This is a genomic window from Streptococcus sp. HMSC078H03, assembly GCF_001808655.1.
Taxonomy (GTDB): domain Bacteria; phylum Bacillota; class Bacilli; order Lactobacillales; family Streptococcaceae; genus Streptococcus; species Streptococcus salivarius_G.
Window position 1 is genome coordinate 13244 of sequence record NZ_KV794078.1, and the last position, 20532, is coordinate 33775.

General features: G+C 38.8%; 22 protein-coding genes and 1 riboswitch. Of the genes, 21 read left to right on the forward strand and 1 reads right to left on the reverse strand.

The window, feature by feature from the left end; all coding sequences use genetic code 11:
• The first annotated feature begins 30 nt into the window (after positions 1–30).
• Positions 31–153, forward strand: a riboswitch (FMN riboswitch).
• Positions 154–234: 81 nt separating this feature from the next.
• The 5 genes from HMPREF2607_RS01865 to HMPREF2607_RS01885 all read left to right on the forward strand — a co-directional run bounded on the left by HMPREF2607_RS01865 (position 235) and on the right by HMPREF2607_RS01885 (position 5236).
• Positions 235–792 carry an ECF transporter S component gene (locus HMPREF2607_RS01865; RefSeq protein ID WP_021143544.1) on the forward strand — a complete coding sequence of 186 codons (558 nt, stop codon included), beginning with the start codon at positions 235–237 and terminating at the stop codon, positions 790–792.
• 2 nt (positions 793–794) lie between these two features.
• Positions 795–1445 (forward strand): phosphatase PAP2 family protein, encoded by a 651-nt coding sequence (locus HMPREF2607_RS01870; RefSeq protein ID WP_002889918.1) that lies wholly within the window; start codon positions 795–797, stop codon positions 1443–1445.
• Positions 1446–1622: 177 nt separating this feature from the next.
• Positions 1623–2522, forward strand: a complete 900-nt coding sequence (locus HMPREF2607_RS01875; protein WP_049545716.1) for a helix-turn-helix transcriptional regulator — start codon at positions 1623–1625, stop codon at positions 2520–2522.
• A 174-nt stretch (positions 2523–2696) separates the two neighbouring features.
• Positions 2697–4793 carry a peptide cleavage/export ABC transporter gene (locus HMPREF2607_RS01880; protein WP_070475535.1) on the forward strand — a complete coding sequence of 699 codons (2097 nt, stop codon included), beginning with the start codon at positions 2697–2699 and terminating at the stop codon, positions 4791–4793.
• A gap of 110 nt (positions 4794–4903) precedes the next feature.
• Positions 4904–5236 carry a DUF805 domain-containing protein gene (locus HMPREF2607_RS01885; protein WP_002886546.1) on the forward strand — a complete coding sequence of 111 codons (333 nt, stop codon included), beginning with the start codon at positions 4904–4906 and terminating at the stop codon, positions 5234–5236.
• 50 nt (positions 5237–5286) lie between these two features.
• Here HMPREF2607_RS01885 and HMPREF2607_RS01890 read toward each other — a convergent pair whose 3' ends face one another.
• A complete protein-coding gene (locus HMPREF2607_RS01890; protein WP_070475537.1) occupies positions 5287–6678 on the reverse strand; it encodes a DUF4153 domain-containing protein in 1392 nt (463 codons plus the stop codon).
• 406 nt (positions 6679–7084) lie between these two features.
• Here HMPREF2607_RS01890 and HMPREF2607_RS01895 point away from each other — a divergent pair, with 406 nt between their 5' ends.
• The 16 genes from HMPREF2607_RS01895 to HMPREF2607_RS01970 all read left to right on the forward strand — a co-directional run bounded on the left by HMPREF2607_RS01895 (position 7085) and on the right by HMPREF2607_RS01970 (position 20504).
• On the forward strand, positions 7085–7600 hold the full coding sequence (locus tag HMPREF2607_RS01895) for an AmiS/UreI family transporter (protein WP_002886548.1): 516 nt from the start codon (positions 7085–7087) through the stop codon (positions 7598–7600).
• 24 nt (positions 7601–7624) lie between these two features.
• Positions 7625–7927, forward strand: coding sequence for an urease subunit gamma (locus tag HMPREF2607_RS01900; RefSeq protein ID WP_002886558.1), 303 nt, complete (start codon positions 7625–7627; stop codon positions 7925–7927).
• An 11-nt stretch (positions 7928–7938) separates the two neighbouring features.
• Positions 7939–8250, forward strand: coding sequence for an urease subunit beta (locus tag HMPREF2607_RS01905; protein ID WP_002886559.1), 312 nt, complete (start codon positions 7939–7941; stop codon positions 8248–8250).
• A gap of 15 nt (positions 8251–8265) precedes the next feature.
• Positions 8266–9984, forward strand: coding sequence for an urease subunit alpha (gene ureC, locus HMPREF2607_RS01910; protein WP_002886560.1), 1719 nt, complete (start codon positions 8266–8268; stop codon positions 9982–9984).
• Positions 9985–10124: 140 nt separating this feature from the next.
• Positions 10125–10577 carry an urease accessory protein UreE gene (ureE, locus tag HMPREF2607_RS01915; RefSeq protein WP_002949549.1) on the forward strand — a complete coding sequence of 151 codons (453 nt, stop codon included), beginning with the start codon at positions 10125–10127 and terminating at the stop codon, positions 10575–10577.
• On the forward strand, positions 10567–11280 hold the full coding sequence (locus HMPREF2607_RS01920) for an urease accessory protein UreF (protein ID WP_021143549.1): 714 nt from the start codon (positions 10567–10569) through the stop codon (positions 11278–11280). The genes ureE and HMPREF2607_RS01920 overlap by 11 nt, the downstream gene beginning before the upstream one ends.
• Positions 11281–11309: 29 nt before the next feature.
• Positions 11310–11924 (forward strand): urease accessory protein UreG, encoded by a 615-nt coding sequence (gene ureG, locus HMPREF2607_RS01925; protein WP_002889928.1) that lies wholly within the window; start codon positions 11310–11312, stop codon positions 11922–11924.
• Between the two features lies 1 nt (position 11925).
• Complete coding sequence (locus tag HMPREF2607_RS01930; protein ID WP_021143550.1) at positions 11926–12765, forward strand: urease accessory protein UreD; 840 nt, start codon at positions 11926–11928, stop codon at positions 12763–12765.
• A gap of 3 nt (positions 12766–12768) precedes the next feature.
• Positions 12769–13746: a cobalt transporter CbiM gene (gene cbiM, locus HMPREF2607_RS01935; protein ID WP_013990045.1), complete on the forward strand. Its 978-nt coding sequence runs from the start codon at positions 12769–12771 to the stop codon at positions 13744–13746.
• A complete protein-coding gene (locus tag HMPREF2607_RS01940) occupies positions 13743–14522 on the forward strand; it encodes an energy-coupling factor transporter transmembrane component T (protein ID WP_021143553.1) in 780 nt (259 codons plus the stop codon). The genes cbiM and HMPREF2607_RS01940 overlap by 4 nt, the downstream gene beginning before the upstream one ends.
• A 1-nt stretch (position 14523) precedes the next feature.
• Positions 14524–15240 carry an ABC transporter ATP-binding protein gene (locus HMPREF2607_RS01945; RefSeq protein WP_014633885.1) on the forward strand — a complete coding sequence of 239 codons (717 nt, stop codon included), beginning with the start codon at positions 14524–14526 and terminating at the stop codon, positions 15238–15240.
• Between the two features lie 166 nt (positions 15241–15406).
• Positions 15407–16255 (forward strand): amino acid ABC transporter substrate-binding protein, encoded by an 849-nt coding sequence (locus tag HMPREF2607_RS01950; protein ID WP_014633606.1) that lies wholly within the window; start codon positions 15407–15409, stop codon positions 16253–16255.
• Between the two features lie 160 nt (positions 16256–16415).
• The gene (locus HMPREF2607_RS01955; protein ID WP_070475541.1) at positions 16416–17318 is read left to right on the forward strand and encodes a MetQ/NlpA family ABC transporter substrate-binding protein; all 903 of its coding nucleotides are present in this window, start codon (positions 16416–16418) and stop codon (positions 17316–17318) included.
• Positions 17319–17378: 60 nt separating this feature from the next.
• Positions 17379–18752: a M20/M25/M40 family metallo-hydrolase gene (locus HMPREF2607_RS01960; RefSeq protein ID WP_070475543.1), complete on the forward strand. Its 1374-nt coding sequence runs from the start codon at positions 17379–17381 to the stop codon at positions 18750–18752.
• Positions 18745–19812 (forward strand): methionine ABC transporter ATP-binding protein, encoded by a 1068-nt coding sequence (locus HMPREF2607_RS01965; RefSeq protein ID WP_070475546.1) that lies wholly within the window; start codon positions 18745–18747, stop codon positions 19810–19812. Before HMPREF2607_RS01960 ends, HMPREF2607_RS01965 begins: the two co-directional genes overlap by 8 nt.
• Positions 19812–20504 (forward strand): methionine ABC transporter permease, encoded by a 693-nt coding sequence (locus tag HMPREF2607_RS01970; RefSeq protein ID WP_013990052.1) that lies wholly within the window; start codon positions 19812–19814, stop codon positions 20502–20504. Before HMPREF2607_RS01965 ends, HMPREF2607_RS01970 begins: the two co-directional genes overlap by 1 nt.
• Positions 20505–20532 lie beyond the last annotated feature (28 nt).

Genomic DNA, 20532 nt, shown 5'->3' on the forward strand with positions numbered 1-20532 from the left:
TGTCACCAAGGTTTTTTTATGTTATCCTTAAAAGGTCTTCAGGGCAGGGTGAAACTCCCGACCGGCGGTGATTCTTTGGATAAGTCCGCGAGCGCAAGCTGATGAGGTGTGATTCCTCAACCGACAGTACAGTCTGGATGGAAGAAGACCAGTCTTTTTGCGTAGGCTTTTTTTGGCATGGGCAAATCCATTGGGAACTTCTTTCAAATTGTTAAAATTTGGAGGAATTTTTTTATGACAAACACACGTAAATTGGCTTACATTGCCATTTTATCCGCAGTTTCATTCTTGTTGCTTTATTTTTCATTTCCATTGATTCCAGCAGCAGATTTTTTGAAGGTTGATTTTTCAATCCTTCCTGTTCTTATTGCCTTGGTTATCTTTGATTTTAAGAGTGCCATCGGTGTTCTCTTGCTTCGTTCATTGTTGAAGCTCTTGCTAAACAATGGTGGACCAGGATCAATGATTGGACTTCCTATGAATTTTGTTGCTCTAGGCGTCTTTGTTTGGGGCCTAAGCTATTTTTGGAAGAAAAATCAAACAAGCAAGAATTATATTCTTGGTTCTGTTTTAGGAACTGTTTTGCTTACAGTTGCTATGGTTATTCTTAACTATATTTATGCAGTACCACTCTATGCTAAATTTGCCAACTTTGATATTGCGCAATTTATAGGTCTCTATAAATACCTTTTCGCTATGGTAGTACCTTTCAACTTACTTGAAGGATTAATTTTTGCAGTAGCCTTTGCTTTAATTTATGCTCCACTTAAGTCTATTCTAGTAAAATTATAAATATGAAACACACACACACACATTATATTTATGCTTCTTTTGCCTTATTGTTATTTGTTGCTCTCGGTTATTTGGTTAAGTTCTATCCTGAAGCCTTGACAGGGTTTGATAGCAACATTCAAACTTGGGTTCGAGGAGGCTTACCAGCAGGATTGACACGCTTTTTTAAAACTATTACCATACTTGGGAATACGCCTGTACAGGCTATTATTGCAATCGTAGCAGTCATCTGGCTTTATCTACGTCAGTATAAATCAGAAGCTATCTTTGTGGGAGCTAGTGGGCTTCTCGCTAGTATCTTGATTGTAAGTTTGAAGTATATTTATCAGCGTCAGCGTCCATCAATTACGCATTTAGTGCATGCTAGTGGTTATTCTTTCCCTAGTGGTCATTCTTTGGGAACTTTTATGATTCTTGGAGCAATTGCCATTGTCCTTGCTCAGCGTTTGGAGAAAAAAGAATCTAAAATAGTAGTTTATGCTATTACTGGGCTTCTGATTTTCCTTGTTGGACTTTCGCGTATCTATGTGGGTGTTCATTATCCAACAGACGTTTTAGCTGGCTTTACCCTAGCCTTTGGGTTGCTTAATGCGATTTATCCAACTTATGACCGCATTCGCTTTGAATGGCGATTCCAAAGTAAACAGAAATAAAAAAACATGTAGTTTTGAACTGCATGTTTTTTGATACAAAGGAAGGTCTTTCCTATATAAAATGTATAAAAATAGCTTATTTTCACTATTGTTCTGTTAAAAATGCATTAACTGTATATTAATTATATTATAATTATGATATAATGTTTTTAAAATTTCGAAATAAAGGAGTGTCTCTTGAACATAAAAGACAGCATTGGACTAAGAATCAAAACTGAGCGTGAACGCCAGCAGATGTCACGTGAAGTGCTATGTTTAGATGGTGCGGAATTGACTGTTCGTCAGTTAATTCGCATTGAAAAAGGGGAGTCGCTCCCGTCTTTGGATAAATTATCTTATATTGCAAAACGTCTAGGAAAAAATATGACCGATTTATTGGATCATGATAATATTACTATCCCTGACGAATACTACGAGATGAAGAATCGTCTGATTAAGTTTCCAACGTATAGAAATCCAGAAAGAATAAAGGCTAAACTTGCCTTAATTGAGGAGGTCTATGAGAAATTCTTTGAACTTCTTCCAGAAGAAGAATTGTTAACTCTAGATATTTTGGAAAATATTTTGAGTTTTACTAGTTGGGAAGAGAGTCCTAAAGTTGAGGAGATATATGAAGACTTGTTTGAACAAGTCAAAAGGAAGAGGAAATTCTCAACTAACGATTTATTAGTTATTGACTACTATTTCTTCCATCTTTATGGAAGAAAACAGTATGATAAAAAACTTTTTGAAAGAATCGTAAAGAGAGTATTAAATCAGGAAATTTGGACAGATGATGTCTATAATATTGTTTTGTTTAATGATTTGATGGCTATCGCTGCTTTGAAGATTTTTCACAATTCCTTCTCAGACTTCTTAACAGTTGTGGATAAAGCCTTAGCTGTTATAGAAAAATCACAATTCTATAGCTATAAACCTAGTGTTTTTGTTCTCAAAGCCAAATATGAACTTCTTCATAAAGGAAACAAGAAAGAGGCTGCAGAAAATTACGATAAGGCCATAATGTTTGCTTCCGTTTTAGAAGACTCGGTACTAGAAGAAAGTATAAAGGCAGGTAAAGCGGCAGATGGTTTATAGAAATGGTGGTGACATAAATGTCACTACTTTTTTAATGGTTAAATGTTTACTATAGAAACATAAATAACAGTTAAAAGGAGTTTTATTTTGAAAAAACTAAAATTATTTACACTATTCTCACTACTTATCACTATCTTGCCTTATTTTGCAGGTTGTCTTTAATAAGGAGTCACCATGTCAAAATATCCATATATTTCACAGGTTGATCAGCGTGATTGTGGTGTCGCTGCCTTGGCCATGATTCTTAAACACTATGGTTCATCTTATAGTTTAGCTTATTTGCGAGAGTTGGCTCAGACTTCTCGTGAAGGTACTTCTGCGCTTGGTTTGGTGGAAGCGGCCAAGCAGTTGGGTCTTGAAACTCAGGCTATTCGTGCGGATTTAGACTTGTTTAAACAAGGAAACCTATCTTATCCTTTTATTGTACATGTGGTTAAAGAAGGTGGGCTGCAACATTATTATACGGTGTTTGGTCAAATCAAGGGGCAGCTTGTTATTGGTGATCCAGATCCTAGCAAGAAGGTCATTAAAATGCCCTTAGAGGAATTTGCCAAAGAGTGGACGGGAGTTGCTCTCTTTTTTGTTCCAGGAGAAGCCTATACTAAATACAAAGAAGATGTACCTGGACTTCTTTCATTTTTACCAATTTTGTTTCGTCGTAAGGGGTTGATTGCAGTTATTGTCTTATTAAGTTTTCTAGTGACCCTTGTTAATATTATTGGTTCTTATTATTTGCAAGCTATTATCGACCGCTTGATTCCTCAGGGGGCCTATAATCTTCTGACCATGATTTCGCTAGGCTTATGTATCTCTTATCTTGCTCAACAAGTTTTTACTTTTTTCAAAGATTATCTTCTACATCGATTGGGTAATTACCTGTCCATTGCTGTCATTCTTCCTTATATCAAGCATGTCCTTTCCTTGCCTATTAGTTTCTTTAGTTCACGTCGTACTGGTGAAATCACGTCACGTTTTGGAGATGCCAACACTATTATCGATGCTCTAGCTTCAACGATTTTATCGATTTTCCTAGATGTGACCATTGTGATGACTCTAGCTGTGGCTCTTATTGTACAAAATCAGTCACTTTTTTTGATGACTCTCACGGTAGTTCCTCTTTATGTTTTAATCATTCTGGCATTCTATAAGCTTTTTGAAAAAGAAAATTATCAATTGATGGAGGCAAATAGTCAGGTCAATACCGCTGTTATTGATGATTTGCGAGGTATTGAAACCTTAAAATCCTTGAGGGTTGAGGAAAGACGCTATCGGGAAATTGAGGTGAAATTCCATGACTATTTGAAGAAGTCCTTGTCTAAGGCCAAGTGGCAATTAACGCAGGATGGGTTAAAGACAGGGGTTCAGTTAGTTTCTAATGTCTTTATCCTCTGGTATGGGGCACAATTGGTTATGGAAGGGCAACTATCTGCAGGTCAGTTGATTACCTATAATATGTTGTTGAATTATTTTACAACTCCTTTAATTAATATCATCAATCTCCAATCTAAAATTCAGCAAGCCAAAGTCGCCAATAATCGTCTTCAAGAAGTTTATGTTGTAGACAAGGAAGAAAAAGGAAAACTTAAAGAGTTATCTTTTAAACAACTTGCTTTTAAAGGAGTAAGTCACCGTTTTAGTTATCAGCAAGAGACTCTTAGTAAGATTGATTTAACGATTCATAAGGGTGAGAAAATCGCCCTCATGGGTAAAAGTGGATCTGGAAAAACGACCTTAGCTAAAATGTTGTCAGGTTATTATACGAAATCTAGTGGTCATGTAACCCTAGATAAAGATACCATTAGCCATGCGGAGTTGCGTCAAATGGTGACTTACGTTCCCCAGCAGACCTATGTGTTTACGGGGACGATTTTAGAGAATCTTCTATTAGGATTTGAAGGAGAAGTTGACGAGAAAAAGCTTATTAAAGTTTGCCAACAAGCTGATATCTTAGAGGATATTCAAAGAATGCCACTAGGCTTTCAGACCCAAGTATCTGAAGACGGTGGTTTGTCTGGCGGTCAAAAACAAAGATTAGCTATAGCAAGGGCTCTATTGTCCAAACAACCTATCTTGATTTTTGACGAAGCTACCAGTGGTCTCGATAGTGATACTGAAAGCAGGGTCATGGCTAATCTTGCTAAGATTAAACGAACAATGATTTTTATTGCTCACCGCAATAGTGTACGTCAACATGTCAGTCGTGTAGTGACCATGGTGAGTGGCCAGATTGAGTCAGACAGTGCTAATTTCAATCCATTCCAGTTTATTTAAAATAATCTTCCTATTATGTATGTAGATAACTTAAGAAGTCTAAATTTTCACATCTTGCACCTATCTTATTAATATAGTATACTGGTAACAGACTATTAAGAGGTGTAAACATGTTAGAGGCATATAAAAATTTTTGGTTAGGCTATCTCGATTTTTATGGTCGTACAAAACGATCAGACTATTGGTGGGTTGTCTTGATTAATGGAATTATCGGTAGTTTGATTTTCCTACTGATGGACTTACTTGGGGAAACAAGAGCTGCTGGCTTTACATTGACAGCTTTCATTCTATTTATAGCAGCAACGGCGCTTCCTACCATTTCTATGCAGATTCGACGTCTACGTGATGCCAATTTCAATGTTGCTTGGATTGTATTAAAAGCGACACCACTACTAGTAGTACTTTGGGTGATGTATGCCTTTCCTACAAGAGATTCAAAATAACTCCAATATAAAAAGGGTGAAACTAGTTAATCTAGTTCCACTCTTTTTTCTTATAAAATAAAGCTACCTAAGAGGCTAACCAAGGTGAAGCTGATAGTTGCATAAAATACAGCGAGACGGGTTGCCTGGATAGGCTTATAAAGTCTAATAAGTGTTAGGACACACCAAATAAAGAGTACTGTGACAAGCCAACCTGACAGTAAGCGACGTGGCGTTACACCATAGAGTGCTATATAAACGCCAAAGAGTTTCCAGCCGGCGATAAGGGCAAAGAGGCTAGCAAAAGTAAAGAGTAGGGTACTCAACAAACGAAGCCCCTTGTGGGTGAAGAAGTTTTCTTTAGAAAAAATGTAAAGTCCAGCTAGGATTCCCAAGTTAAGGGTAGAGACTCGAACTAATTGCCAGAAGCCCTGAACAGCAATATGTGAGGCTTGATGAGCTGGAATGTTGACTTGGTTGAGAGAAAGGAGTTCTCCCATTTGACTAGTGGCAGTTAATATGAATAGGGCATAAGTAAGGCAGAGGCTTCCGAGTACGATATAAGCTGCTACTTTTGGAAACTGACGGGTTGTTTTAAGACGGCCTTCAAATCGTTTTTGACTAAGTGGCTTTTCTTTTGCCAAATAGGTTGCAACGAGTTGAGCAAAAAGTCCTAGAGCCAGAGGGATACTGGTTATTAAACGAGAGAACAATAATCCGTTATCCTTGAAGGTGATAGTGAAATCAAGTAGAGTAGCAAGTGTCTGGAAGAACTGTTGCCAAAGTTGTCCGAAAGCAGGCAAGACCTGACTAAGCTGACTAGCAGCGAATACAGTCAGTACCAAGGCAATCATGATACTAATGAGAATCATCCATTTGTGGTTCTGAACTGCGTGTTTTTCTTCTTCAGAGAGCTCTTGTTTAGGTGCTGTTTTATAGAGTAGTGTCCAGGCTCCGATAAAGAAATATTTCAGTGGGAAGATGCAGCTAGTGTATATGAGGTCTAGCCAAACCATAATTCCCAAACGGTCTTGACTACTTTGTCCAGTACGTGCCATTAAGTAAAGGAGGATACTCGCATGAAGGCAAAGAATCTGAGCGCTCCCCCAGTTGTCGTGCAGACCCCAAAGACTAATTTGTAAACCTTGTAGTAGACTAGTGACCATAAATATTGCCGATTCAAGTCGCATTCCCTTTGCTTTTCCACCTAATAGACGACAGCCCAGTTCAATCGTACTTATCAAGACAACGGTTGCTGGAAAGGCAAAGGAAAAATGGGTCAAGTAAGTGACATATAGGAAGCAGGCAACGAGACAGGCGACAACCAGTCCCTTAATTTTCCAAATGTCTTTTGGTGAAAAATATTCCAAGAGTTTCTTGGTTTTGGTTTGAAGACTAGTCTTTTCGTCGGAATATTCCTGGGAGACTAGCTGTAAATTAGTAGTATAGTTATTTGTTTCCATCATAATTCTCCTTTTGGATGTTAGTCCAAAAAAGACTTTATCATAAAAAATGTTCGATTTTGTTACCCAACTGTAAAATTACTAAAAATAGGTCTATGGACTTAGGTCTGGAGAATGAGTTGGGAAAATAGGTGAGTAAAAAATATTATGCTCACATTGAATGATAGATTGTACGGGCTATATTGTCAGAAACTGTCAAATGCTAAAGATAGTTTTTTAGAGATTAACTGTTTGTTTATCTGGGATTGAGCAAAGGACTCCTATTGAGAATTACCAAAGGTGATGTCATTTTTTGACACTATATGTTAGATTGACTGCCATCTAAATGTTGCAAAATTTCTGAAAATTCGTTGACATGTGTTGTCAAAGTAGTATGATATTAACATAAAAAACTTAGGAGGTTCTTATGTTAGGTGTCATCCTACTCTATGTTGGTATGGTTTTGATGAGTAATGGACTCCATCGTTTAGAGGGTATTCCTGATAAATCAAATGTTGTCATGAATATCTTTACGGGTGGTCTGGGTTTGATTCTCAACATTATTGTCATTGCTTATGGGGCTTGTACAGGGCAAGGCGCTGAATGGTTTTATGGTAGCGCTACTGGTCTTTTATTTGCTTTCACCTATCTTTACTCAGCAATCAATACGATTTTCGATTTTGATCAACGTTTGTATGGGTGGTTTAGTTTATTTGTGGCAATTAATACGCTACCAGCAGGGATTCTTTGCTTAACATCTGGATACGGTGGTAATGCTTGGTATGGTATTATTTGGTTCTTGTGGGGTATCCTATGGCTAACTGCCTTTATTGAAATTAATCTTAAGAAGAATCTAGGAAAATTTGTCCCTTACCTAGCTATTTTTGAAGGAATTGTAACAGCTTGGATTCCAGGGCTTTTGATGCTTTGGGGCAAGTGGTAAGCATTGATTTAAGGAGGAAAAACGATGCAATTGACAATGCGCGAGCAGGAAAAAATGATGATTAGCCTTGCGGCTATGATTGCTCAACGACGTAAAGACAAAGGAATCAAATTGAATCATCCAGAAGCAGTTGCTTTAATCACTGACTATGTGCTTGAAGGTGCAAGAGAAGGTAAAACTGTTGCCCAACTGATGGATGAAGCTCGCAATCTCTTAACACGTGAAGATGTTATGGAAGGTATTGCAGAAATGATTCCAATGATTCAAGTTGAAGCTACTTTTACGGACAGTACAAAACTGGTTACTGTTCATGATCCTATTCAGTAAGGAGAAGTGTAATGATTCCAGGTGAATACCATGTGGCGAGTGAGCCAATTGATTATAACGGTGGTTACGAAGCCATTAGTCTTGAAGTGAAAAATGTGGGTGACCGTGCTGCTCAAGTGGGTTCTCACTACCATTTTTATGAAGCAAACGAAGCTGGTCTTCAATTTGATCGTGAAAAGGCGCGAGGCAAACGTCTAGATATTCCAGCAGGTACAGCCATTCGTTTTGAGCCAGGTGAAACGAAAACAGTACAACTTATTGACTTTGGAGGGAAACGTCGTATTTTTGGTTTCAATAACAAGGTCAATGGTTTCTTAGACTAGAAAGAGGACAAATCGATGAGTTTTAAAATGGATCGTGAAGAGTATGCTCAACACTATGGACCAACTGTAGGTGATAGCGTACGTCTTGGAGATACCAATCTTTTTGCAGCCATTGAAAAAGACTTTACTGTTTATGGACAGGAATCTAAGTTCGGTGGCGGTAAAGTTTTGCGTGATGGTATGGGTGTTAGTGCTACGGAAACACGTGACAATCCATCAGTTGTTGATACCATTATTACAGGTGCAACCATCATTGACTATACAGGTATTATTAAAGCAGATATCGGTATTCGTGATGGTAAGATTGTTGCTATTGGTCGCGGTGGTAACCCAGATACAATGGACAATGTGGACTTTGTTGTGGGTGCTAGTACAGAAGCCATTGCTGCAGAAGGTTTGATTGTGACTGCTGGTGGTATTGACCTCCACGTACATTATATTTCTGCTGACCTTCCTGAATTTGGTTTGGATAATGGAATTACGACCCTCTTTGGTGGTGGTACTGGTCCCGCTGACGGTAGTAATGCAACAACATGTACACCAGGTAAATTCCATATTACTCGTATGTTGCAAGCTGTTGATGATATGCCTGCTAACTTTGGTTTCCTTGCCAAAGGTGTTGGTTCTGAGACTGAAGTGGTTGAAGAGCAAATTAAAGCTGGTGCAGCAGGAATTAAGACACACGAGGACTGGGGTGCGACTTACGCAGGAATCGATAATTCCCTTAAAGTTGCGGATAAATACGATGTTTCCTTTGCGGTCCACACTGACTCTTTGAATGAGGGTGGATTTATGGAAAATACTTTGGAATCCTTCCAAGGTCGTACCGTTCATACCTTCCATACCGAAGGTTCAGGTGGTGGACATGCTCCAGATATCATGGTCTTTGCTGGTAAGGAAAATATTTTGCCATCATCAACTAACCCAACTAACCCATACACCACAAATGCTATTGGTGAGTTGTTAGATATGGTTATGGTTTGTCACCACTTGGATCCAAAAATCCCAGAAGACGTCTCTTTTGCTGAATCACGTGTACGTAAACAAACTGTGGCTGCAGAAGACGTTCTTCACGATATGGGTGCCCTTAGTATCATGACTTCAGATGCCATGGCAATGGGACGTGTCGGTGAAGTAGCAATGCGTTGTTGGCAACTAGCTGATAAGATGAAGGCTCAGCGTGGTCCACTTGAAGGGGATTCAGAGTTTAACGATAATAACCGTATCAAACGTTACGTGGCTAAATATACAATTAACCCTGCTATCACTAACGGTATTGCAGACTATATCGGTTCTGTAGAAGTTGGTAAATTTGCAGATTTGGTTATCTGGGAACCAGCACAATTTGGTGCAAAACCTAAGTTGGTGCTTAAGGGTGGTATGTTAACTTATGGTGTTATGGGTGACGCTGGTTCAAGTCTTCCAACACCTCAACCACGTATCATGCGTAAATTATATGGTGCTTACGGTCAAGCGGTTCATGAAACAAATCTTACATTTGTCTCTCAATATGCTTATGATCACGGTATCAAAGAAGAAATTGGTTTGAATAAGATTGTTCTTCCTGTTAAGAATACGCGTAACTTGACTAAGCGTGATATGAAGCTTAATGACTACGCTCCAAAAACAATCCGTATTGATCCACAGACCTTTGATGTCTTTATTGATGATGAGTTGGTTACTTGTGAGCCAATCCATACGACATCATTGTCTCAACGTTATTTCTTGTTCTAAGGAAAACGCTATATACATGAGGCTGGAATTTTTCCTCCAACCTCTTTTGTATTTTACAGCCATAACGTTTTTAGTACTTTATTAGGTTGCTATATGAGTCTGATGCTAGACTTTTAAAATGTAATAGAAAAGGAAAAAGTATGATTTTTACAAAAGTAGATGCTCTTGTTAAGGATATCGATGTGGACAAATACCATATTGAAACAGTCATTCTTTCGAGTGACGATCTTAACAAAAAAATTATTCGAGTGAAGAGTGATCATGGGAATGAATTTGGTATTCGTCTTGATAAGGGACAAAAATTGCAAAATGGATCTGCCTTTTTTATCGATGATCACCATGTCCTAGCTATTGGTGTTGAGTCACAGGATTTGATTGTCATCTCACCTAAAGATATGGATGAAATGGGAATCACAGCTCACATTCTTGGGAATACTCATAAACCGATTGAGGTGAAAGATGCCAAGATTTATTTAGAGGTTGACCCAGTTGTTGAGCAAGTCTTGACTCAAAAAGAGATTGCCTACACGATTGAAGAAGTGGTCCTTGATAAACCCCTACGCCATGTGAATTTAACTGCCCATGAACATTAATCCCTTTGCTAATGTGTCTTTGCAAGATTATCTTGAAATTGTGCAAATTGTCGATTCCACCTTTCCAATTGGATCATTTAACCACTCATTTGGGATGGAAAATTATCTACGTGAAGACACTGTAACAGATGATAAAGGTTACGAAGAGTGGCAAGAAGCCTATTTAGCTAGTCAGTTTAAATATGGTGAAGGTCTTGTAATCAAACTGGTTTATGATGCTATGGTTACAGATAACATAGAGCAGGTCTGGCATTATGATAAGGTCTTGACAGTTTCGACGCAAGCGCGTGAAACAAGACAGGGGACTAAAATGATTGCTAAGCAAATGCTTCGACTCATTCAAAGGCTTCATGCTATTCCGGTATTGGATGACTATCAGTCTAAAATACGTAAGGATGAGGTTTTCGGCAATCCAGCTATTGTCTTTGCGCTCTATGTGTTTAACAAGGGCTTGGGATGTAGTGAAGCCATAGCACTTTATGGCTATAGTGTGATTTCGACGATGGTTCAAAATGCTGTGCGTGCCATTCCCCTTGGACAGTTTGCTGGACAGGAGATTGTTTTACGTAGCTTTTCGCAATTAGAAAAAATGACACAAGAAATTCAAGAATTGGATGCGTCCTACCTTGGGGCCAATACGCCTGGTCTTGAATTAGCTCAGATGAAACATGAAACACAGGTATTCCGCCTATTCATGTCCTAAAATATCAACAAGGTTGAGAGGAAAAAACAATGACAAAACGTACTGTAATTATTGGAGTTGGTGGACCTGTTGGTTCAGGTAAAACCCTTTTGCTTGAGCGTCTTACACGACGTATGTCCGACTTAAATTTAGCAGTTATTACTAACGATATCTATACAAAAGAAGATGCCCTTTTCTTGGCTAAAAATTCAAGCTTAGACGAAGACCGTATCATTGGTGTAGAAACTGGTGGATGTCCTCATACTGCGATTCGTGAGGATGCCTCTATGAACTTTGAAGCGATTGAAACTCTTCAAGAGCGCTTTAACCATGATTTGGATGTTATTTTCCTTGAAAGTGGAGGAGACAACTTGGCTGCAACCTTCAGCCCTGATTTGGTTGATTTTACCATTTATATTATTGACGTTGCTCAGGGTGAAAAAATCCCACGTAAGGCTGGTCAAGGGATGATTAAGAGTGATTTGTTCTTGATTAATAAGACTGACCTTGCACCTTATGTTGGAGCCAACCTAGACCGTATGCGTGAAGATACCCTTCATTTCCGTAACGAAGATTCTTTCATTTTCACAAATTTGAATAATGATGACAATGTTAAGGAAGTAGAAGAATGGATTCGTAAGAATTTCCTACTAGAGGACTTGTAAGATGACACAAGCATATGATGGCTTTGTCCATCTTGGATTTTCAAACAGAAATGGTCGTACAATTTCCCACAAGAAATATCAAGAAGGTAACTCTCGAGTATCGGCAGATAATTCAGATGCCAATGGCGTTCCTTACTATTTCCTAATTAATATGGGTGGGGGCTTTGTCGAGGGTGAGCAGTATCAAGTGATCATTGATGTTAATAAAGATGCTCATGCCTTGGTGACCACTCAGACACCTACTTATGTTTACAAGTGTGAGAAAGGACAGTTGACACAACAGAATACGTCTATCACACTTGAAGAAAATAGTTATTTGGAGTACATGGCTGATGAAGTTATTCCCTATTTAAAGTCACGCTATTTTCAAACAAGTCGTATTGATATGGATAAGTCTGCCCACTTGATTTATTCAGATGGTGTAACGGCAGGTTGGTCTCATGAGGATCTACCGTTTCAATACCATTATTTTCGTAATTTGACACAGATTTACCAAGATAATGAGCTTGTTTATAGCGATCAGACTCTCTTAGAACCTCAGAAACAAGATATGTTTAAACTTGGTTATTTTGAAGGCTGGCGTAATTACAATAGTTTGGTAATGGTGTCACCAAATATTGACGAGGCTTTTGTTAAGGCTTTGCAGAAGCACTTAGAAAATCTGAATTTAGAGTCTGATTTTGCTATTTCATCCTTAGATATCCCGGGTCTGGTGTTACGTATCTTAGGAAAAACTGCCGAGGATAATCGTCGCGTCATTTATGCCTGTGCAGACTATTTTAGACAAGAAATACATGGATTAACCCCTTTGAATTTGAGAAAAAATGATATGAGGAGATAAAAAATGCATATTCCTGAAAATTACTTAAGCCCTATGACTTGTGCGGCAATGGGGGCAGTTATGTTGCCTATTTGGTATAAGGCTGTCAAGGAAGTGAAGGTAAAGGTTGACACTGATAAAAAAACAATTCCTATGTTGGGAATCGGGACTTCCTTGTCCTTCCTTATCATGATGTTTAATCTTCCAGCCCCAGGTGGAACGAGTGCCCATGCTGTTGGGGCAGTGCTAATTGCTATATTGTTAGGACCTTGGGCCTCCTGTTTAGCAGTTAGTGTGGCTCTAGCTATGCAGGCTTTGCTATTTGGTGATGGTGGGATTTTGGCCTTTGGTGCGAATGCCTTTTGTATGGCTGTTGTCATGCCATTTGTGGGTTATGCTGTTTATAAACTCTTGAATAAGTGGACAAAGAATAGGATAATTGCTAGCTTTTTTGGAGGTTATATTGGAATTGTAGTTGCGGCCCTGACTGTTGCGGTTTTACTAGGAATTCAACCGATTCTCTTTAAAGATAGCAGTGGTAATCCGCTTTACAATCCATACCCTTTGAGAGTGACGCTTCCAGTAATGGGGTTGACTCACCTGCTTATCGGCTTGGTAGAAGGATTTTTTACAGCCGGTGTTCAAGAATTCATTGAACGTTTGAATATTGATAATACTCAGGAAATAACGACTAAAAAACTACGTCCTTTATTGCTCTTTATCCTAGCCTTAATTATCCTAACGCCACTTGGTTTATTGGCGACGGGAACAGCTTTTGCAGAATGGGATGTCAAAGAGTTGGTAGAAAAATTGTCTCATTACCATGTGGAAGCCCAAGCGCCAAAAGGAATGTTGAATGGTTTTTCATTCAATGCCCTCTTCCCAGATTATAGTATCGCAGGCATTCCAGAAGTTTTGGGTTATATCCTGAGCGCTGCCTCTGCTGTTTTGATTTTCTTCATCCTCTATCGCTTGATTTTCGGTAGAAAGGTTGAAAAATGATTCTTCCAGATTGGATGTCGGAAGAGCGCCCAGTAGTCACTAAAGTCGGTAGAAATAACTTTCTTATCCGGAATCGTCACCATCTGGAAGCTCTTCTTCAAAAGTTTGAAACGCATCCTTTAAAAGTAGCATCAGTCTTTCATCCAACAGCTAAGGTTTTACTTCTCTTTTTCTTACTTGTTTCAGTGGGAATTAGCCGAAATCTCACAGTTTTGTGGATTGTAGCCTTGTTTTTAGGAGCTGGCGTGGCTTTTTTACCGCATTCTGTTTTAGTAAGAACCTTGAAAAAAACTGTAGTGTTGTTGATTTTCCCTCTAGTTCTTTATCTACCGCATCTCTTACTTAGCGGAGGTCAATCGCTCTTTCTGTTTAGACTTCCTTTGATTGCCGTAGCCATTGCTTATTATTCAGAGACGAGTACAATAAGTGAGATGTTAGTGGCATTAAAAGGGTTACATTTTCCTGATCTTGTTCTGCTCCAGTTAGATATCACCATAAAATATATCGATGTCTTTGGAAAACAATTAATGGATTTGCTCAAAGGGATTGAAGCACGAAGCTTTGGCGGCAACCATCGTTTCCGGATTGGAAGTAATATCTGGGGAATTTTATACCTTAAAGCCATACGCTATGGTGAGGAACTGACTCAAGCCATGGAAGCACGTTGCTTTATTGGTGAGTATGTCAAGTCATCACAGTCATTCACATGGAAAGACTGGCTGGCCTTGATAAGTCTAGTAGCAGTGATTTTAGGACAGATTCTGTTAGGAGGATGAGATGTTTCAATTGAATCAAGTGGCCTGTGCCTATGAACAAAAAAAAGTCTTTACTGGTCTTGATTTGGAGATTAGACAAGGACAATATGTGATGTTGATGGGGGAAAATGGAACTGGAAAATCAAGTCTTATCAGTTTATTAACTGGCTTCAAGCAGGAAGAATCTGGACGCATTCTTTTCTTAGGTAAGGACCTCAAAGAATGGCTGAAGGACAAACGTCAAAAACGAGATTTTTATAGCCGCCTCGGAATCCTCTTTCAGGATGTGGATAGTCAGTTATTTAATAGTACTGTCTATGATGAGATTGCTTTTGGTCCTCGTCAGCTAGGTCTGACCGAAGAAGAAGTCTCACAGCGGGTCCAAGACACACTATCCCTGCTGAAAATTGAAGATTTAAGGGATCGCGTTCCCTATCAACTGTCTGGTGGAGAAAAGAAGAAAGTGGCCTTTGCCAGTATCATGGTAACGAATCCAGATGTCTATATTCTTGATGAACCCTTCAATAATCTTTCTAAAGAATATGAAGAATTTTTTAGGGAACTTCTACATGAGCTTCATTCAGCTGGGAAAACCATTATCATGTCTGCTCATCACTTTAAGCACCTTCATCATGAAAAGGCTGATGTTCTTCTTTTTGAAGATGGCAAAGCTGATTTCTTTCCTGCCCAGGAAGTGCTCAATAACCAGCAAGTGATTGAGCGTTTGTCACATTATTAATTAGGAATAAGGTAGAAAATCGTTATTGGTTTTCTGCTTTTTTCTTGTCAAACAATTGATATTTTTAGGTGATAGTATTTTCTTATCACCTTGATTATGTTTAAGTATTAGTTAAGCTTAGTGAATTCTGTTACAATAAAAACAATCAATCTCAAAGGAGAATATTATGAAACTTAAAAAAATTCTTGGAATTACAGGTGTAGCCATTGCTTCAGTAGCATTGCTTGCTGCATGTTCATCTAAATCATCAAAAGAAGCCTCTAAATCTTCAGGTGCTAAAGAAACAATTAACTTTGCCACTGTTGGGACAACAGCACCGTTCTCATATGAAGAAAACGGTGAATTGACTGGTTACGATGTGGAAGTGGCCAAAGCTGTCTTCAAAGACTCTGACAAATATGAAGTGAAATTCCAAAAAACAGAATGGTCTTCAGTCTTCACAGGTCTTGACTCAGCTAAATACCAAATGGCTGGGAACAATATCTCTTATTCAGAAGAACGTGACCAAAAATACCTCTTCTCATATCCAATTGGTACCACACCAGCTGTTTTGACTGTTCCAAAAGATAGTAATATTAAGAAATATGATGATATTGCTGGACACTCAACGCAAGTTGTTCAAGGAACATCGACAGCTACTCAATTGACAGAGTTTAATGATAAACATTCAGACAAGCCAGTTGAACTTAACTACACAAATGAAAATATTACACAAATGTTGACAAGTTTGAATGAAGGCAAGTACGACTTCAAGATCTTTGATGCACCAACTGTTAATGCAATCATCAAAAACAATAAATTGAGCAACTTGAAGACGATTGAACTTAAATCTGATCAACAACCATACATCTACTTCTTGTTCGCAGATAACCAAAAAGACCTTCAAAAATTTGTAAACAAACGTTTGGAAGAACTCCAAAAAGATGGTACTTTGGCTAAGTTGGCTGAAAAATTCCTTGGAAATAAAGATTATATTCCAACTAAAGATGCTTTGAAAGTTCCTAGTAAAAAATAATAAGGAAGGCTGGGAGTGATTCTCAGCTTTTTCATATAATTAAAATCTAGGACGCGTTATAGTTAAAAACTATAGATATATACAATTATAAACAATTTGATACAATTCTCATCCTATGGGATAATAATTTTATACTTAAAACAATTAAAGGGAGTTCGTTATGAAACTTAAAAAAATTCTTGGAATTACGGGATTGGCAGTCGCTTCAACAGTAGCTTTGGCTGCTTGTGGTGCTGGTGGTAATAAATCAGCTAAAGATGATAAAACTTTGACAGTTGGTATTATGACTTTGGATGATACAACTGAGCCATTGTGGGATAAAGTCAAAGAATTGGCTAAAGACAAGGGTGTTACTATCGAGTTGAAAGAGTTCACAGACTACAACCAACCAAATGAAGCCCTTAAAAACGGTGAAATCGATGTTAATGCTTTCCAACACATTTATTTCTTGAACAACTGGAATAAAGAAAATAAAGGTGATGTTGTTGCGGCAGCTGACACACTTCTTAGCCCAATCCACCTTTTCTCAGGTACTGAAAACGGAAAAGCTAAGTATAAAGATGTTAAAGAGCTTCCAGAAGGAGCTACAATCTCAGTACCTAACGATGGTACAAACGAAAGCCGTGCGTTAACACTTCTTCAAACAGCTGGTTTGATTAAGTTGGATGTTAAAGATGGTGAATTGGCAACTATCAAGAACATTTCTGAAAATCCAAAGAAACTGGATATCAAAGAAATCGCAGCTGAACAAGCTGCCCAAACTCTTTCATCTGTTGATGCAGCAGTTGTTAACAACTCATACGCACAACAACAAAACGTTGACTATGACACAACTCTCTTCCAAGAAGATCCAAGCCAAGATTTAAAAGATTGGGTCAATATCATTGCAGCTAATAAAGATTGGGAAAAATCAAATAAAGCTGATGCTATCAAGACTTTGATTAAAGCCTACCAAAATGATGAAGTAGCGCAAATCATCTATGATGCATCTAACAAGGTTGACCTTCCAGCATGGAAAGGCGCCCCAACACAAGATCAATTGAAAGCTAATTCAAAGAAATAAGCTAAGGACAGAGGGCGTGTGAGAGCACGCCGTTTTGTCGTGTATTAAGGAGACGATTTGATGGCATTTTCAAGTGAAGAAGAGCAGTTACGAAAATTTCGTAACGATGAAATTGCTCAGCACTATTTTGAAGTTTTGCGGACTTTGATTTCTAAAAAATCTATTTTTGCTCAAAATATTGGTCTCTATGATGTAGCTGCTTACCTTGGTGAGATTTTTTCTGGTGTTGGCGCAGAGGTGACAATTGACGAGACCCATACGGCACCTTTTGTCTTGGCGAAATTCAAGAGTCCAAATCCAGATGCGAAAACAATTATTTTCTATCAACACTATGACACTGTTCCTGCGGACAATGATCAGCCATGGACCGACGAACCTTTCCGTCTGACTGTTCGAAAGGGATATATGTATGGTCGTGGTGTCGACGATGATAAGGGCCATATCACAGCTCGGTTGACAGCTCTTCGTAAGTACATTCGTGAGGTCGGAGATCTTCCTGTAAATATTACATTTATGATGGAAGGGGCTGAAGAATCTGCATCAACCGATCTTGAAAAGTATTTGGAAAAATACCGAGATGACCTGCTTCCAGCAGACCTATTGGTTTGGGAGCAAGGAAATCGAAATAGCAAAGGTCAATTGGAAATCACAGGGGGCAACAAGGGAATTATTACCTTTGACTTGTCTGTCGAGAGTGCTGATGTTGATATTCATTCTAAATTTGGTGCCGTGATTGAATCGGCCTCATGGTACTTGCTCAATGCTATCTCAAGCATGAGAGATGACCAGGGACGTATCCTTATCGACGGCATCTATGAAAAGATTGTCCAACCAAACGAACGAGAGATGGATCTTATTGAAACTTATGCCATTGAAAATGCAGATAGTCTTCGTAAGATTTACGGCTTAAAACTACCCATTTTAGAAAGTGACCGCCGAGCTTTCTTAAAAACTTACTATTTTGCACCTGCCCTTTCCATTGAAGGCATTTCAACAGGTTATCAGGGGCAAGGGGTTAAGACTATCTTGCCAGCTCAAGCCAGAGCTAAGATGGAGATGCGTTTGGTCCCTGGCTTGACACCTGAGTACGTTTTGGAGTGTATCAAGGCACACCTCAAAAAAGAAGGATTTGACCGTATCAAGGTAACCTTCACTCTTGGTGAAGAAAGTTATCGAAGTGATATGTCTGATCCAGCTATTGTCAATGTTATTGAGTTAGCAAAAGGCTTTTATGAAGAAGGCGTTGCTGTGCTTCCAACGGCAGCAGGTACAGGGCCTATGCATATGATTCATCAGGCTTTGGGTGTTCCTATGGCAGCCTTTGGTATAGGGAATGCCAACAGTCGTGACCATGGTGGGGATGAAAATGTTAGCTTAGCAGATTACTACACCCACATTGAACTAATTAAGGAGTTAATTGCAAGTTATGAGTAATGTCATTATTGATTTGAAAAATATTGATATCACCTTTACGCAGAAACGCCGCACTATTCAAGCGGTTAAGGATGTGTCTATCCAGATTGAAAAAGGTGATATTTACGGAATTGTTGGTTATTCAGGGGCTGGTAAATCTACCCTTGTGCGTGCGATCAATCTTTTGCAAGTGCCTACCGCTGGTAAAATCACTATCGGTAAAGATGTGACTTTTGCAGATGGTAAGGTCCAATTGTCGACAAAAGAATTGCGTCAGAAACGTCAAACGATTGGGATGATTTTCCAACACTTTAACCTTATGGCTCAAAAGACGGCTTATGAAAATGTAGCCTTTGCCCTTCGTCATTCTAAATTAAGCAATGAAGAAAAAGACAAGAAAATTCGTGATCTTTTGGAATTGGTTGATTTGGCTGATCGTGCGGAAAACTATCCTGCACAATTGTCAGGTGGTCAAAAACAACGTGTAGCGATTGCGCGTGCCTTAGCTAATGATCCTGAAATCTTGATTTCAGATGAGTCTACATCAGCTCTTGACCCTAAAACAACTAAGCAAATTCTTTCACTTTTGCAGGATTTGAATAAAAAACTTGGGTTGACAGTGGTTATGATCACCCACGAAATGCAAATTGTTAAAGATATTTGTAATCGTGTTGCCGTTATGCAAAATGGTCAACTTTTGGAAGAGGGCAGTGTCCTTGAAATCTTCTCAAATCCTCAAGAAGATTTGACACAAGAATTTATTGAAACTGCTGCAGGGATTGAAGATGCCTTGGCTAAGATTAATGCACAACCTTTGGTGAAAAACTTACCAAGCTCAGCCCTTCTCGTTCAACTTAAATATGCTGGTTCTTCAACAGATGAGCCACTCTTGACGGAAATTTTCAAAGATTACGGAGTTTCAAGTAACATTCTTTATGGTAATGTTGAGATTCTAGGTGATACTCCTGTTGGTGAATTGGTCGTTGTCTTGGATGGTGAAGCGGATCAGGTTCTTGCTGCTCAAAAAGCGATTGAAAATGCAGGTGTCAGCTTGCAAGTACTTAAGAAAGGAGCCCAATAATGGCAGATTGGATTCAACAAAACTTTCCAGATATTTATCGTATCGGTATGCAGGGGGTTAACTCTTGGCCAGACGCCATCTATGCGACTCTCTACATGACGGTTATTTCCTTCATCATTGGGGGACTTCTTGGTCTTGTTATGGGGCTCTTCTTGGTATTGACAGGTCCTCGTGGAGTTATTGAAAATAAATTTGTTTTCCAAATCTTGGATAAAATCACTTCAATCTTCCGTGCCATTCCTTTCATTATCCTCTTGGCGATTTTGAAAGGATTCACTTACTTTATCGTGGGGACTAACCTCGGTATGACAGCGGCCTTGGTTCCATTGTCAGCTGCAACCTTCCCATTCTTTGCACGTCAAGTACAGGTGGTGCTTGCAGATCTTGACCGTGGCGTTATTGAAGCAGCACAAGCAAGTGGTGCAACACTTTGGGATACGATTAAGGTTTACCTTAGTGAAGGTCTACCTGAGTTGGTTCGTGTATCAACCGTAACTCTGATTTCCCTAGTCGGTGAGACTGCAATGGCCGGTGCTATCGGTGCCGGTGGTCTTGGTTACATCGCCATCTATTATGGATATAACCGTTCTAGTACATCAGTTACCATTTTGGCAACTTTCTTGATTTTGATTTTGATTTTCCTTATCCAATTCTTAGGTGATTTCTTGACACGTAAATTGAGTCATAAATAGAATTTGAGAGCCTGTTTGCCACAGGCTT